The sequence below is a fragment of the Streptococcus oralis genome (assembly GCF_026782235.1).
Taxonomy (GTDB): domain Bacteria; phylum Bacillota; class Bacilli; order Lactobacillales; family Streptococcaceae; genus Streptococcus; species Streptococcus oralis_CC.
Genome location: NZ_JAKUWE010000002.1, coordinates 353180 through 368099 on the forward strand (window position 1 = coordinate 353180; position 14920 = coordinate 368099).

At 36.6% G+C, this 14920-nt stretch carries 14 protein-coding genes and 1 pseudogene; 14 read left to right on the forward strand and 1 reads right to left on the reverse strand.

Annotation, left to right across the window (positions count from 1 at the left end; translation table 11 throughout):
- Positions 1-4 precede the first annotated feature (4 nt).
- From MK396_RS02170 to rfbB, 11 genes and pseudogenes are all read left to right on the forward strand, one after another.
- Positions 5-1006: a glycosyltransferase gene (locus MK396_RS02170; protein WP_268723515.1), complete on the forward strand. Its 1002-nt coding sequence runs from the start codon at positions 5-7 to the stop codon at positions 1004-1006.
- 471 nt (positions 1007-1477) lie between these two features.
- Entirely contained in the window at positions 1478-2458 is a 981-nt protein-coding gene (locus tag MK396_RS02175) for a glycosyltransferase (RefSeq protein ID WP_268723516.1), read from the forward strand.
- Between the two features lie 19 nt (positions 2459-2477).
- Complete coding sequence (locus tag MK396_RS02180; RefSeq protein ID WP_268723517.1) at positions 2478-3467, forward strand: glycosyltransferase family 2 protein; 990 nt, start codon at positions 2478-2480, stop codon at positions 3465-3467.
- A 31-nt stretch (positions 3468-3498) separates the two neighbouring features.
- Positions 3499-4665 carry a polymerase gene (locus tag MK396_RS02185; protein ID WP_268723518.1) on the forward strand — a complete coding sequence of 389 codons (1167 nt, stop codon included), beginning with the start codon at positions 3499-3501 and terminating at the stop codon, positions 4663-4665.
- A gap of 49 nt (positions 4666-4714) precedes the next feature.
- Entirely contained in the window at positions 4715-6130 is a 1416-nt protein-coding gene (locus MK396_RS02190) for a flippase (RefSeq protein WP_268723519.1), read from the forward strand.
- 10 nt (positions 6131-6140) lie between these two features.
- A complete protein-coding gene (gene glf / locus MK396_RS02195) occupies positions 6141-7238 on the forward strand; it encodes a UDP-galactopyranose mutase (protein ID WP_268723520.1) in 1098 nt (365 codons plus the stop codon).
- 1 nt (position 7239) lies between these two features.
- Positions 7240-8232 carry a capsular biosynthesis protein gene (locus tag MK396_RS02200; RefSeq protein WP_268723521.1) on the forward strand — a complete coding sequence of 331 codons (993 nt, stop codon included), beginning with the start codon at positions 7240-7242 and terminating at the stop codon, positions 8230-8232.
- Between the two features lie 10 nt (positions 8233-8242).
- A pseudogene (locus MK396_RS02205) lies at positions 8243-9294 on the forward strand (galactofuranosyltransferase).
- Between the two features lie 71 nt (positions 9295-9365).
- Positions 9366-10235, forward strand: a complete 870-nt coding sequence (gene rfbA / locus MK396_RS02210) for a glucose-1-phosphate thymidylyltransferase RfbA (protein ID WP_268723522.1) — start codon at positions 9366-9368, stop codon at positions 10233-10235.
- Positions 10236-10829, forward strand: a complete 594-nt coding sequence (locus tag MK396_RS02215) for a dTDP-4-dehydrorhamnose 3,5-epimerase family protein (RefSeq protein ID WP_268723523.1) — start codon at positions 10236-10238, stop codon at positions 10827-10829.
- Positions 10830-10847: 18 nt separating this feature from the next.
- Entirely contained in the window at positions 10848-11894 is a 1047-nt protein-coding gene (rfbB, locus tag MK396_RS02220; RefSeq protein WP_268723524.1) for a dTDP-glucose 4,6-dehydratase, read from the forward strand.
- Between the two features lie 60 nt (positions 11895-11954).
- Here rfbB and rfbD read toward each other — a convergent pair whose 3' ends face one another.
- A complete protein-coding gene (gene rfbD / locus MK396_RS02225; protein WP_268723525.1) occupies positions 11955-12809 on the reverse strand; it encodes a dTDP-4-dehydrorhamnose reductase in 855 nt (284 codons plus the stop codon).
- Positions 12810-13262: 453 nt separating this feature from the next.
- On the opposite strand from rfbD, the gene MK396_RS02230 reads away from it, so the two are divergent.
- The 3 genes from MK396_RS02230 to MK396_RS02240 are packed head-to-tail and all read left to right on the forward strand — an operon-like array spanning position 13263 to position 14901.
- Positions 13263-13763, forward strand: a complete 501-nt coding sequence (locus MK396_RS02230; protein WP_050239913.1) for a hypothetical protein — start codon at positions 13263-13265, stop codon at positions 13761-13763.
- A 3-nt stretch (positions 13764-13766) separates the two neighbouring features.
- A complete protein-coding gene (locus tag MK396_RS02235; RefSeq protein ID WP_268723526.1) occupies positions 13767-14228 on the forward strand; it encodes a hypothetical protein in 462 nt (153 codons plus the stop codon).
- Between the two features lies 1 nt (position 14229).
- Positions 14230-14901, forward strand: a complete 672-nt coding sequence (locus tag MK396_RS02240; RefSeq protein WP_061409452.1) for a DUF2786 domain-containing protein — start codon at positions 14230-14232, stop codon at positions 14899-14901.
- Positions 14902-14920 lie beyond the last annotated feature (19 nt).

Genomic DNA, 14920 nt, shown 5'->3' on the forward strand with positions numbered 1-14920 from the left:
GATAATGAAGAATTTGATTATACTAGATAGTGAACTACAAAGAAAAAATGAAGAATATTACACTTCACTAAATGGAGGAAGTGAGGTTGTTTTTACCAATTATGAAACAGAGTTGATTAGAAAAGTACGCAACTTCAAGTACGTTGGTAGTGCTTTATATCATCTATTGATGTGGAAAAAATCTTATGATTATGCTAGACAATTTGTAAAAAAAGATGTTCAAAAGATTATTTGTCTAAACCCACTAGTTGGAATTTTCTTAGGTGTTTTCAACAAGAGTGGAAAAAATATCACATTATCAGGTTTTCTTTTCGAAGAAAAGAAGAATAAGGTATATTATAATCTTCGAAAAGCATTGGTAAATAAATGTTTGAAAAATGTGAAGAACGTCATTGTTTATAGCTCTAAAGAAGTAGAATACTATTCTCAGATTTTCCCAAAATTTCAAGAAAAATTTTCTTTTGTACACTACGGGCTGGATTATGAAGATAATCATTCTTATGAAGGAAGTCTACCTGAGAAATTCTTGTTTTCAGGAGGAGGCAGTAATCGTGATTACAATACGATTGTTAGAGCTGTTGAAAAAATTCAGAATAGACTACCTTTTGTTATTGCGACCCAACCGTGGAGAGTACCAAAACACGATAAAAAAATTACAGTCTTAGATGATGTGGTTGTCGAAACGTTTGGTGATGTTTTAGGTAAATCGGAGGCGCTGGTTTTGTCTTTAAAAGATGTTGATTTATCTGCTGGTCATATGGTCATGTTACAAGCAATGTCGTTAGGAGTTCCAATTATTGTAAATGATATTCCATCTGTTCGGGACTATGTTGATGAATCTAGTGTTCTCTTCTATAAATCAGAGGACTATAATCAACTTGCTTCCATCTTGGATCAATTTGATGTTAATGATTTAGAAACTATTAGACGAGCGGATAAAGCTAAAACATTGTATTTTAATGAATATACTTCAAAAAAACTTATGGATAGGTTGATAAAACTCTAGTTATTGAGAAATGCCTAAGGTAGTTGATTTTATTGTGACGTGGGTAGATGTTAATAATGAAATTTATTTGAATAGTTCGACTAAAATCAATTACAACTTACATGTTTTCTTGACATTGATATTCGTCAATTTTCGTTTAGAAGATTTGCTGAGATAGAGACGCAACTTTATTATTGGTCTGAAAAGACTATTCATGAAATTGTTGAAATTGAAGATGAAAAGCTAGTTTTCAAACATCTATTATATGCTCATTTTCAAAAAAAGACGATTGAGTTTCCAGAGTTTAAAGGATTTGATTCCTTTTATGTTGTTCCTAATAAACTAGTCATTGCCGATTCTTTTTCATCTAATGACATTAGGGATTATGCTAGAAATGAATTTTAATGAGTATATTAAAATATGAATCTTCTTAGTAAATTAAAAAAAGAAATATAGCAATAATTTTATTCGCCATAAGTTAAGGATTCGAAAATGAAAAAAGATGTATTATTAACAGTAGTTATACCTGTCTATAATGTTGAAAAGTATTTAAAACGTTGTGTAGAAAGCGTTCTTTTCCAAGAATGGAAGAACTATGACATTCTACTTGTTGATGACGGAAGTACTGATAATTCTCCTCAAATTTGTGATGACTATGTTAAAGATTATGACTTTATCTCAGTTATCCATAAAGAAAATGGAGGGCTTTCTGAAGTTCGCAATACCGGTATTGCACACGCTAAGGGTGACTATGTTTATTTCCCTGATTCTGATGACTGGCTGGAACCACAAACTTTTGTAGAATTAGCAGAAATAATAGAATCTCGAGAATTTGACATAATTTCTTTTAACCGTGAGTTTGTGAAGGGAGAAGAAGATGCTATAGTTTCGGATTCATTAGTAACTCAAGCGTTTGAAGGTAAGGATGCTTTTTTCCAAATGCTTAAGCATAGTTATATCACAGGTTTTGCAAACGACAAAATATATAAAAAGTCTCTATTTATTGATAATAATATTTCTTTTCCGAAAGGAAAATATTATGAAGACTTGGGAACCAATTACAAGCTTTTTCTTTCAGCGAAGAAGGTTTATGCGACAAATCAAAAGTATTATCACTATTTAATTGATAATCCTGATTCTATTACACAGTCTTGGAATGAGCAGAAGTTTAATGATATGTTTGGATTTTATAAAGATATTTTCTATTCTGATTTTGTTCGTTCTCAATTGAATCAAGAAGAAATACAAATTTTACAGCTATATTATGTGAATGGCTTGATTCATATCTTGGTAAGTTTGTATAGATCTAAATTGGATAAGAAATTTATAAACATCACTAAGGAAGTGAAACAAGAATTACTAAAAAATAATGTTTCTCTTTTCCAAATGAAAGACCAACCAAATAAGTTAAAATATATACTGTTTAGACTTAAAGTATTAAAACTAGCCTTCAGTATTCAAAACATTTTCTGATATGATTTAGGAGTTTAATTTGAAATACTCTGTTATTATTCCAGTCTATAACGTTGAGAAGTATATAAATCGTTGTGTAAAAAGTATTCTTTCTCAGCGTTATAATGACTTGGAAATTATATTGATAGATAATGGTTCTACAGATCGTAGTGGTAGTATTTGCGATATTTATGCTGATGATTACGCAAATATCTCTGTCTATCATATTGAAAACCAAGGTGTTGCTTCGGCCCGTAATTTTGGCTTATCCAAAGCCAGGGGAGAGTTTATCTACTTTGTAGATAGTGATGACTATCTTGTTGGTAATCTCTTTGCTGAGTTTGAAGATAAGCTTGCGCCTGATTTAGATTTACTTGTATTTAGCTACTATAATTCTTTTGAACAGGAAATGACTGAGAGGAATCGTACAAAAAAAAGTCTTCCTCATAGTGGGCTATATGATAAAAATGATTTTATCAAGATATTTACAGACTTACTTTTATCGGATATGCTTTATACTGTGTGGAATAAGTTTTATCGGAGAGAATTTCTTATTGATAATAATATTTCTTTTGAGAAGTATGAGTTAGGTGAAGATGTGCGCTTCAATCTCAAAGTTTATCGTAATTTGAACGAGGTTTATCTTTCTCAAGATTCCTACTATGTTTATGTCATCGGTAGGAAGGGTTCTGCTATGTCGGGCTATAACCCTAAGCGTCTTCAGTATCAGCTTCAAGAGTTGAAGTTGGTTGATGGCTTATTAAAGGATTGGCATATAGATGGTTCAAATCTTGATAATACTGTAAAGGCAAGAATATTGATGAGCAATATTTACAATATTTCTAAGCAAAAATTACCAGTTATAAAAAAAGTTAAGCTCGTTAAAGAAATTTGTAAAAGTAAAGAAATAGCAGATTTTATTAGGAACGATTCTTCAATATTAAATCCTCTCATAAAAATGTTGTTAAGATGTCGAATGTATATTGTTTTGATTTACCTCAAAAAAATGCAAATGATATTACAACATTAATAAGAATAATTGAAAGGTATGGAAAGTACTTGTGAATAGCAGTCGCTTTATTTCAGAGAAAATCTATTTATTTACACTCTTTGTTTGGGTATTATTTGCATCTCTGGTAACTACAACTTATTTCGTTAGACTAGACGGTTTCTTGGCACTTTATCGTATGTTACTTTATTTTACGTTAGTAATGATTGCGATAAAAGAACTTATTAACCTTCCTAACACAATTAATTATTTCAGATTCCACTTGAAGGAATTATTAGTTCTCTTATTATTTACCATTACAATGTTAATTGTGTCAAAAAATCGTGATGGTCTTCCTGATATAAACGTCTTACTGTTAGTATTTTCAGCTAGGGATATAGAGTTCAAGAAATTATTAGGTACCTTCTCCCTAGCGACATTCTCGGTTCTCATTGTCACTATTTTGGCTAGTAAGATGGGAATTATTTCAAATATGTTGATGAGTGCAGATGCTGGTTATCGCTATAGTCTTGGATTTAGCTATGTTTCCTTTGCTTCTCAACGTATGTTCTTTGCATTATGTAGTTATCTTATATTTAGAGGGAAGAAGATTTCTTACCTTGAATTGTTAGCTTTATTGATGTCTACCATTTATATGTATCAACAGACCTCGACCACAAGCCCTCTTTATCTTAGTCTCTTAATATTGACTTATGCTTTATTCAGTCTTAAGCTATTTAAATTTGATTTCATAAACAGTAATGTTATAACGACAAGTATAGCCAAATATGCTTTCATTCTTGCATTAGCAATTACTCTTTATTTCTGTTTCTATTCAACTGGTGATTTATTTCACCTTGTCGATCAGTTTACTCATAACCGCCTAAGACTTAGTGTTCAAGGTTTCCGAAACTTTGGAATTTCCTTATTGGGGCGCCCTATCTCCTTTACTACTATGGATATCTTCGGTAATTATGCAAGCAATTATAATTTTATCGATAGTTCATTTGTGCAACTACTTGTTATTGATGGTTTAGCAGTTAGTGTATTTATGTTAGCTGCACTAACCCGTGTCATGAACTATTTTGTGGTTAATAGAAAAGACATTATCCTTGCTTGTTTGGGAGTTATGGTTATTCATGGCATGTTTGACCCACAAATGCTCGTCCTTCGTTACTCACCTCTTATCCTATTGATTAGTCGACTCTTTGTGATGAAGACTGATAAAGATTTTTTGTAATTGAAGCAGGAGTATATTATTTAGAAAGACTAAACAGAGTCATATACTTATGAAAGTTTTAAAAAATTACGCCTACAATCTTTCCTACCAGTTGCTAGTCATTGTTTTACCAATTATCACGACACCTTATGTTACTAGGATTTTCAGTTCAAAGGATTTAGGTACCTATGGTTACTTTAATTCGATTGTGACCTATTTTATTCTTTTGGCGACTTTAGGGGTTGCCAATTATGGCACCAAGGAGATTTCAGGACATCGTAAGGATATTCGCAAAAATTTCTGGGGTATTTATACCCTTCAATTGATGGCGACGATTCTGTCCCTTACCTTGTATACACTTTTGTGTTTATTTTTTCCTGGCATGCAAAATATGGTGGCTTATATCTTAGGGCTAAGCTTGATATCAAAAGGAATGGATATTTCTTGGTTATTCCAAGGATTGGAAGATTTTCGTCGTATTACCGCAAGGAATACAACGGTGAAGCTCTTAGGAGTTGTTTCCATTTTCCTATTTGTGAAAACACCTGGTGATTTGTATCTCTATGTTTTCCTTTTGACCTTCTTTGAATTGCTTGGACAGTTGAGTATGTGGTTACCAGCAAGATCTTATATTGGTGAACCTCAATTTGATTTATCTTTCGCTAAGACACATCTCAAGCCTGTTATCTTGCTTTTTCTTCCGCAGGTTGCCATTTCATTATACGTGACTTTGGACCGTACGATGTTGGGTGCCTTGTCATCTACTAATGATGTCGGTATCTATGATCAGGCATTGAAGATTATCAATATCCTTTTAACTCTAGTGACCTCTTTAGGAAGTGTTATGCTTCCTAGGGTATCTGGCCTCCTGTCTAGCGGTGATCATAAGGCTGTTAACAAGATGCATGAATTCTCTTTCTTGATTTATAATCTCGTCATTTTCCCAATTATTGCTGGTCTCTTGGTTGTCAATAAAGACTTTGTTAGTTTTTTCCTAGGAAAAGACTTCCAAGCAGCCAATATTGCCATTGCGATCATGGTATTTAGGATGTTCTTCATCGGTTGGACAAACATTATGGGAATTCAGATTTTGATTCCACACAATAAACATCGTGAATTTATGCTCTCTACGACTATTCCGGCTGTTGTCAGTGTGGGACTTAATCTTTTGTTAATTCCTCCATTTGGCTTTGTCGGAGCCTCTATTGTTTCAGTTTTAACAGAGGCTTTGGTATGGGTTATCCAACTGAATTTTTCAAGGAGATTCATCAAAGATGTGTCTATCCTACCAGCCATGTCTAAAATCATTCTAGCATCAGTTATCATGTATCTTGCACTCCTTGTCTTTAAGACATTTGTTCAATTTAAACCTATGGTAAATGTAGCAGTAGATGGCCTTGTAGGAGCTATTATTTATGTCATTTTAATTTTTGTCTTGCGTGTCGTTGATATGAAGGACTTGAAGCAACAGTTAATGAAAAACTAAGGAGAAGAATATGTACGATTATCTTATCGTTGGTGCTGGTTTGTCTGGTGCCATTTTCGCACATGAAGCCACAAAACGTGGTAAAAAAGTAAAAGTGATTGACAAGCGAGATCACATCGGTGGGAACATCTACTGTGAGGAGGTTGAAGGCATCAATGTTCACAAGTATGGTGCCCACATTTTCCATACGTCCAATAAAAAAGTATGGGACTATGTCAACCAATTCGCTGAGTTTAACAACTATATCAACTCACCGGTGGCTAACTACAAGGGGAGCCTCTACAATCTTCCTTTCAACATGAATACCTTCTATGCTATGTGGGGGACCAAGACTCCACAAGAAGTCAAGGACAAGATTGCGGAGCAAACAGCTGACATGAAGGATGTTGATCCTAAAAACTTGGAAGAACAAGCAATCAAGTTGATTGGTCCGGATATCTATGAAAAGTTGATCAAAGGATATACGGAAAAACAATGGGGACGTTCTACAACAGACCTTCCACCATTTATCATCAAACGACTTCCAGTCCGCTTGACCTTTGATAACAACTACTTTAATGACCGTTACCAAGGTATTCCAATCGGTGGTTACAATGTCATCATTGAAAACATGCTTGGCGATGTAGAAGTAGAGCTTGGAGTTGATTTCTTTGCCAATCGTGAAGAGCTTGAAGCATCAGCGGAAAAAGTAGTCTTTACAGGAATGATTGACCAGTACTTTGACTACAAGCATGGGGAGTTGGAGTACCGCAGCCTGCGTTTTGAACACGAAATCTTGGATGAGGAAAATCATCAAGGTAATGCTGTAGTCAACTACACCGAGCGTAAGATTCCTTATACTCGTATCATTGAGCATAAGCACTTTGAGTATGGAACCCAACCAAAGACTGTCATCACGCGCGAATACCCAGCTGACTGGAAACGTGGGGATGAGCCATACTACCCAATTAATGATGCTAAAAACAATGCTATGTTTGCCAAGTACCAAGAAGAAGCTAAGAAAAATGTCAACGTTATCTTCTGTGGGCGCCTAGCAGACTATAAATACTACGACATGCATGTCGTTATTGAGCGTGCTCTTGAAGTCGTTGAAAAAGAATTTGAATAAAATGACACAAGAGAAAATTGATATAGTGGTACTATGGGTAGATGGGAGCAATCCAGAATTTATCTGTGAAAAGCAAATAGTTGCAGGGCAAATTAATGGTTCGGATCATCATATTGATAGCGACATGAGATACCGTGATTATGGAACATTGAATCATTGGTTCCGTATGATTGAAAAACATGCTTCTTGGGTCAATAAGGTATTTCTAATTACCAATGGTCAGAAACCTGAATGGTTGAACCTGGCTCACCCCAAATTGAGGTTGGTTACGCATAAGGAATTTATCCCTAAAGAATACCTACCGACCTATAATTCAGCAGCTATTGAGCTTAATCTTCATCGTATTGAAGGGTTGTCGGAGAACTATCTCTATTTTAATGATGATATGTACTTAATAAGGGATAGCCAGCCTTCGGATTTTTATAAGAATGGACAACCCAAACTTTTAGCTGTATATGATGCTTTGGTTCCTTGGTCACCTTTTACGAATACTTATCACAATAATGTTGAATTAATCTATCGTCATTTTCCTAATAAGAAGGCTTTGAAAACTTCACCTTGGAAATTCTTTAATTTCCGTTATGGTTCCTTGGTTTTGAAAAACTTTTTACTCTTGCCATGGGGCCCGACGGGATACGTGAACCAGCATTTACCTGTTCCGATGAAAAAGAGTACCTTGGCACATTTATGGGAAATTGAGGGAAAAACATTAGATAAAACGTCACGAAATAAAATTAGAGACTATGGAGTGGATGTTAATCAATACATCTGCCAGCATTGGCAAATTGAAAGTAATCGGTTTTATCCTATGTCAAAGAATTTTGGAGAGTCGATAGACCTAAATCAAGTGGATCGATTAGAGAGTATCTTTAAAGATAAACATAAAAAACTGCTTTGTGTGAATGATGATGTTGACTTTAAAGAGGAGAATATCATTCGTTTTAAGGAAATCTTGAAAGAACGCTATCCTGAAAAATCAGCTTTTGAAAAATGAGAAATAAGAGATGAAATACTATTTAAAAGAAGAATTTTTACACGATAATAATGTAAAAAATGCGGGTAACAAGGCACGTAATGATGTTGAAGAAATTGTAAAGAGGGAGGGCTATCAAGCCTTGGTTCTTTCGGTTGATAATTGGTACGAGATGAGTACACTTAAAGCACAACTTCATAAATCTAAAGCTTTTGGTAAGACTTTGAGCCAACTTAAAAAGGGAGATGAGTTATTTATCCAGTTCCCAATGATTCATCACAGCTTTTTCACAACTCATCATGTAAAAAGAGTTCAAAAAAAGGTGTAAAAGTTAGTTTTATTATCCATGATTTAGAAGCTCTTCGTTATGTCAATGTTGAGGATTTCCCTTTGAAACATAAGATTCGCATTCAAATTCAAGAATCAGGTCTACTTGGTGCAGCTGATGGGATCATCGCCCACAATTCAATCATGAAATCTGTTTTGGTGGATAAAGGAATTGCGGAAAATAAGATTGTTAGCCTAGGCATTTTCGATTATTTGATTCCAAATTTCCAAGAGAAGACAGGTCTAACTAAGAATCTGCCAATCATTGTAGCAGGGAATTTAGCCCAAGAAAAAGCTGGATATCTTTACTCTCTTCCTGAAGAACCTGCTTATAACCTTTATGGTGTTGGTTTCGACGAGAGCAGATCTCTTGCGAATGAGACTTACTTTGGGTCTTTCTTACCTGATGAGCTTCCTGCAGCACTTGAGGGTGGTTTTGGGCTTGTCTGGGATGGTGATAGCGCTGAAACCTGTAGTGGCGTCTTTGGTGAATACCTTCGCTATAACAACTCTCATAAGGCGTCGCTTTATTTGGCTTCGGGATTTCCTGTCGTAGTCTGGAAAGAGTCGGCTCTCGCACATTTTGTTCTGGATAAACAATGTGGTCTAGCAGTTGATTCTCTACACGACCTCCAAAAAGTACTAGATGATTTGACACTTCAAGATTATAAGGAACTTTCAGAACAGGCTAGGAAAGTTGGAGCTGCTCTTCGAGACGGAGCCTATTTAAAAGCTGCCTTATCCAAATTGAAGTAAATTCCTTAGGGAATTTGGGACAAAATGAAATATAATATAAGATAGGTAATTAGCCAGAAAGGAAGCCTATTATGAAAGGTATTATTCTTGCGGGTGGTTCAGGTACCCGATTGTACCCACTTACTCGAGCTGCGTCAAAACAGCTGATGCCAGTTTATGATAAACCCATGATTTACTATCCTTTGTCAACCTTGATGTTGGCTGGGATTAAGGACATTTTGATCATCTCAACACCACAGGATTTACCCCGCTTTAAGGACTTGCTCTTGGATGGTTCCGAATTTGGGATTAAACTTTCTTATGCGGAACAGCCAAGTCCAGATGGACTTGCTCAGGCTTTTCTTATCGGTGAAGAATTTATCGATGACGATAGTGTTGCCTTGATTTTGGGCGACAATATCTATCATGGACCTGGTTTGAGCAGAATGCTTCAAAAGGCAGCCAAGAAAGAGAAGGGTGCGACTGTTTTTGGCTACCAAGTGAAGGATCCAGAGCGTTTTGGTGTGGTCGAGTTTGATACAGACATGAATGCTATTTCCATAGAAGAAAAACCGGAGCATCCTCGCTCTAACTATGCAGTAACAGGTCTTTATTTCTATGATAATGATGTTGTGGATATTGCCAAACAGATTAAACCAAGCGCACGTGGTGAGTTGGAAATCACAGATGTTAACAATGCTTATTTGAAGCGTGGGGATTTGTCAGTTGAAGTTATGGGACGTGGTTTTGCCTGGTTGGATACAGGGACGCATGAGAGTCTGTTAGAGGCTTCCCAATATATCGAAACAGTTCAACGGATGCAAAATGTTCAGGTTGCCAACCTGGAAGAAATTGCCTACCGAATGGGTTATATCAGCCGCGAAGATGTGCTGAAGTTGGCGCAACCTCTCAAGAAGAATGAATACGGGCAATACTTGCTCCGTTTGATTGGAGAAATTTAGATGACAGATAATTTTTTTGGAAAAACACTTGTAGTGCGTAAGATTGATGCCATTCCAGGTTTGTTAGAGTTTGACATTCCAGTTCATGGAGACAATCGTGGCTGGTTTAAGGAAAATTTCCAGAAGGAAAAGATGGTGCCACTTGGCTTTCCTGAAAGCTTCTTTGCTGAAGGGAAACTGCAAAATAATGTCAGCTTTTCTCGTAAAAATGTTCTTCGAGGCCTCCATGCCGAACCTTGGGACAAGTATATTTCAGTAGCAGACAATGGGAAAGTTTTGGGTTCTTGGGTTGACCTACGTGAAGGTGAGACTTTTGGAAATGTTTATCAGACCGAGATTGATGCAAGTAAGGGAATCTTTGTCCCTCGTGGCGTAGCCAATGGTTTCCAAGTACTCTCGGATACAGTTTCTTATAGCTATCTGGTCAATGACTACTGGGCACTTGAACTCAAGCCTAAATATGCCTTTGTCAACTATGCAGATCCAGCTTTGGGCATCCAGTGGGAAAACCTAGAAGCAGCAGAAGTCTCAGAAGCTGATAAACATCATCCCCTACTTAAGGATGTCAAACCACTAAGAAAAGAAGATTTGTAAAAAAGTTAAGGAATAAAAATGACTGAATACAAGAATATTATCGTGACAGGTGGGGCTGGTTTTATCGGTTCTAACTTTGTTCATTATGTTTACAAGAACTTTCCAGACGTCCATGTGACAGTGCTGGACAAGCTGACTTATGCGGGTAATCGTGCCAATATTAAAGAAATTTTAGGTGATCGTGTTGAGTTGGTTGTTGGAGATATTGCTGATGCAGCCTTGGTAGACAAGTTAGCGGCTGAAGCGGATGCTATCGTTCATTACGCTGCAGAAAGTCATAATGACAACTCGCTCAATGACCCGAGCCCCTTTATCTACACTAACTTCATCGGGACCTACACTCTATTGGAAGCAGCTCGTAAATATAACCTTCGTTTCCACCATGTGTCGACTGACGAAGTCTATGGGGATCTGCCTCTGCGTGAAGATTTGCCAGGTCATGGAGAAGGCCCAGGTGAGAAGTTCACAGCTGAAACCAAGTACAATCCCAGCTCGCCTTACTCATCAACAAAGGCAGCTTCAGACTTGATTGTCAAAGCTTGGGTGCGCTCATTTGGTGTCAAAGCGACTATTTCTAACTGTTCAAACAACTATGGCCCTTACCAGCATATCGAGAAGTTCATTCCGCGCCAAATCACCAATATCCTGAGCGGTATCAAGCCAAAACTCTATGGTGAGGGTAAGAATGTCCGTGACTGGATTCACACCAATGACCATTCATCAGGTGTTTGGACGATTTTGACCAAAGGTCAAATCGGTGAAACCTACTTGATTGGTGCGGATGGCGAGAAGAACAACAAGGAAGTGCTGGAACTCATCCTCAAGGAGATGGGGCAACCAGCTGATGCTTATGATCATGTGACGGACCGAGCTGGTCACGACCTTCGCTATGCCATTGACGCTAGCAAGCTTCGTGATGAACTAGGATGGAAACCCGAGTTTACCAACTTTGAAGCAGGCCTCAAAGAGACCATCAAATGGTATACAGATAACCAAGACTGGTGGAAATCTGAAAAAGAAGCGGTAGAGGCTAACTATGCTAAAACGCAACAAGTAATTAACTAAATGCATACTAAAAAGCAAGAGAACTCAAAGTCTCTTGCTTTTTATGTATGTAGTAAGCTTTTATTTTCTTACTTCTTGTTTATAAAACTCTTTAAGGGCATCTTGCCATGTTGGAATGACGAAACCTGTCGCCTTCGCTTTGGCTAAACTCATGGTTGAGTTGAGGGGACGTTTAGCCTTAGCAGGGAACTTGCTGGAGTCTACTGGTACTACTTCAACATCACTGTCCTTAAGAATCTCGACAGCAAAGTCATACCAAGTGGTGTCTTCAGTTGAGTCATTTGATAAGTGGTAGTAGCCAAATTCTTTTTGATTTTCAGTCAAGTAGGTCATGAACTCAGCCAAGGTACGTGTCCAGGTTGGGCGACCGTGTTGGTCGTTAACTACAGTGAGAGTTTTATGGGTTTTGGCAAGATTTTGCATGGTAAAGACAAAGTTTTTGCCATAATTTCCAAAGACCCAAGCAGTACGGATGATGTAATGCTGTGACGTAAGATTTTCAACGAATTCTTCACCCATTCGCTTGGTTCGTCCGTACTCTGTCTGCGGATCAGGTAGGTCATCGACTTCCCATTCTTGTCCGACGGTTTTTTTCCCATCAAAGACATAGTCTGTCGAGATATAGACCAGAGTAGCTCCGTATCTCTCAGAGGCCTTGGCTACATTTTCAGTTCCAGTTACGTTTATGGCAAAATCCAGTTCTTTCCCCTCGTCTTCAGCCGCATCCACAGCAGTGTAGGCTGCACAATGATAGACCAGAGTTGGTTTGACCTCAGCAAATACCTTATCAACCATTTCAGCATTAGTGATATCCATTTCGGCCACATCCACTGCAACATAGTCCACATTTCGTTCATCTAGTAAATAACGTAGTTCGGTACCTAGCTGACCATTTGCACCTGTAATTAATATCATTGTCTCCTCCTCAGATTTTCTTATATCTAATCATAGCAAAAAAATGATAAAAAATCTGATTTTTACCTTTGGTTGGACCGTTTGTATTTTGGAAATCGTAAGTTATACAAATTGGAATTTAATACTAAGGATATCTATCAAAAAAATATTTTTCAGAAAATGCTAAAATCATTCAAAAATTCTGAAGTAAGTGGTAAGAGTTTTTAGAAAATCAAATAATTCAATATTTTCAGGAGAACAGAGAAATCTGTTCTCTTTTTTGTTCGCTTAAAATTCTATTTGAGAGGAGTTCAACGATGGTAGGATTAGAGATTGTAATGAATTTAGACACGTTAGAAATCTTTGACGTTATCGATCATGATAAGAATGGAAACAGCGAACAAGCGCCTACAACCATCCAATTAAGCTTATTTGACTCAATGACGTGAATTTGACAGAAGGAGATAAATTAGGATGGACAGAGAAGCGCTATACAATGAGTTAATTCAAAGCGAACCACTAGGTTTCATTGATCCATTTTCTGACCTTGGCGAATTCGATCCTCTTCAGATGAAATTTAAACAACCCGTAAAGGACTTGGTGAATCGATATTCAGGACAACCTTATAGCTTAGCCTGGCAACATAAAATTATGGAAATGCGGAAGTTGTTTATTGCCTATCAGATAGCATTAAATGAAGAAGATAAGCAGATTAACTTTCAGCGAAGAACAAGAAGCGAAGAGTCCAAAGAACATGCTACAACTATTATAACAACCTACTTGAAATTGGGGTTTAGTTTTAAAGAAATTGAGAAACGTGTTTCCTTATCTTACAAACAACTTCGTCGAGGATGGAAAAGAAGTGATCACATAATGACACATCCTCCTGAATTTTATAGTAAACAGGACTTATCTGAAGGTTATTGTTTACCGAGTAAAAAGTTACCTAATAGCATGAGAATAAACGAGGGATAGAAAATGGAAACTGGAATTTGTAGACGATGTGCTTGCAACTGGGTTACACCTTGCATCGATGAAAAGTATGGTCCTTGCTGGTGGGTAGATAAAAACAAAACGCTGTGTAGTCACTGTTTTTATGGTTTTAATGATGAATCTTGTCAGACAAAAGTTTATTACAGACCAGGGCATGATTGGCTTGAGAGAGATTGGGAATTTGCTTGGGAAATACTGACAAATTCAAAAAGTCATTGGGTATATGATATGGAACATGATGTGTTGTGTGTTGTTGGTTTAGGAGATCATATTGGAGCCGTTAGATTTATTGTAAGGAACTTTTATGGACTTAATCGCATTTATCGTGAAGATATTCCTAAATGGCAGGAAATTATTGGGAATAATATGATTTTTTATAATGCAAAGGTCAATGATTCAAAACATTACGCTAGTTGTTTGCCTAGAAAGTATAAAAATGAGGATTGAAATGAACAGTAAAATTATTGACAAGATACAGAATCTTTTAGAGTTAGCTTATGATGCACCAAACGATGAAGAGGGACAGACTGCCCTTCTGATGGCTCAAAGACTTATGGTGAAGCATAATCTTTCTATGAATGATTTAACGAATAGTACAACTCATAAAGATATTGGTGAAACAATAGGAACATGGGAATATAGACTTCCATGGTGGCAAGAAAAGTTGGCTGCTATTTTAGGTGAAAATTTTAGATGTAAAACGATAAGAAGACGACTTCCTGAAGATGGCATCACACAGATAATTTTCTTTGGATATCAATCTGATGCTGAATTTTGTAGTAAGGTTTACGAAGGTGCGCTCTTATACCTTAAATATCGGCTGAAACGACTTTTCCCTACAGTCTCAAGAGCAAGATGGAAAGACTATAAGAAATCGTACTTACTCGGTTTCTTAAACGGAGTAGATCAACGTTTTCAGGAACAGATTCAATCATCAGAAGAATTTGGTTTGATGGTAAAAATCCCAGCAGAAGTTTTGGAAGAACAACGACTTCGTATGGGAAAATTAGAGAGTAGAAGCCTAAAAATCGAAATTGAAGTTGATTATGAGGCGTATATTGCTGGTTTTGAACACGCAAAAGAGACCAGGTTGTTATCAGAAGAATTGTTGAATAAATGAGGATGAACATAGGAGGAAA

Excerpts from the sequence above, each read along its gene's own strand:
- MK396_RS02170 (WP_268723515.1), top strand. The coding sequence starts at position 5 with ATGAAGAATTTGATTATACTAGATAGTGAACTACAAAGAAAAAATGAA.
- MK396_RS02175 (WP_268723516.1), top strand. The coding sequence starts at position 1,478 with ATGAAAAAAGATGTATTATTAACAGTAGTTATACCTGTCTATAATGTT.
- MK396_RS02190 (WP_268723519.1), top strand. The coding sequence starts at position 4,715 with ATGAAAGTTTTAAAAAATTACGCCTACAATCTTTCCTACCAGTTGCTA.
- glf (WP_268723520.1), top strand. The coding sequence starts at position 6,141 with ATGTACGATTATCTTATCGTTGGTGCTGGTTTGTCTGGTGCCATTTTC.
- MK396_RS02200 (WP_268723521.1), top strand. The coding sequence starts at position 7,240 with ATGACACAAGAGAAAATTGATATAGTGGTACTATGGGTAGATGGGAGC.
- rfbA (WP_268723522.1), top strand. The coding sequence starts at position 9,366 with ATGAAAGGTATTATTCTTGCGGGTGGTTCAGGTACCCGATTGTACCCA.
- MK396_RS02215 (WP_268723523.1), top strand. The coding sequence starts at position 10,236 with ATGACAGATAATTTTTTTGGAAAAACACTTGTAGTGCGTAAGATTGAT.
- rfbB (WP_268723524.1), top strand. The coding sequence starts at position 10,848 with ATGACTGAATACAAGAATATTATCGTGACAGGTGGGGCTGGTTTTATC.
- rfbD (WP_268723525.1), bottom strand. The coding sequence starts at position 12,809 with ATGATATTAATTACAGGTGCAAATGGTCAGCTAGGTACCGAACTACGT.
- MK396_RS02230 (WP_050239913.1), top strand. The coding sequence starts at position 13,263 with ATGGACAGAGAAGCGCTATACAATGAGTTAATTCAAAGCGAACCACTA.
- MK396_RS02235 (WP_268723526.1), top strand. The coding sequence starts at position 13,767 with ATGGAAACTGGAATTTGTAGACGATGTGCTTGCAACTGGGTTACACCT.
- MK396_RS02240 (WP_061409452.1), top strand. The coding sequence starts at position 14,230 with ATGAACAGTAAAATTATTGACAAGATACAGAATCTTTTAGAGTTAGCT.